General features: G+C 59.3%; 1 protein-coding gene. It reads left to right on the top strand.

Features of this window, described 5'->3' with window-relative positions; all coding sequences use genetic code 11:
- On the top strand, positions 1 to 248 hold a 248-nt coding region (locus SB724_RS21300; protein WP_410573001.1), incomplete at both ends, for an SDR family NAD(P)-dependent oxidoreductase.

Here is a 248-nt window from a genome sequence, read left to right as displayed (position 1 = left end):
ATAACACATCGGTCCTGGCCTATGTGCCGATCGCGACGAATGCCGTCTACTCCGCCTCCAAGGCAGCGCTGCACTCGTACGCGCTGTCACAGCGTTTCATGCTGCGTGACACGAACGTGTCTGTTCAGGAGATCGCGCCACCATGGGTCGATACGGATCTGGTGAAGAAGAGCGGCGACCCGCGCGCAATGCCGCTCGATGCGTTTATCGCGGAGACCATGAAAGGACTTGCCACTGAAGAACCCGAG

It is taken from the genome of Bacillus sp. SIMBA_031 (assembly GCF_046535225.1).
In the GTDB taxonomy this organism is placed as follows: domain Bacteria; phylum Bacillota; class Bacilli; order Bacillales; family Bacillaceae; genus Bacillus; species Bacillus velezensis.
This window is presented reverse-complemented; position numbering and strand designations above follow the sequence as displayed.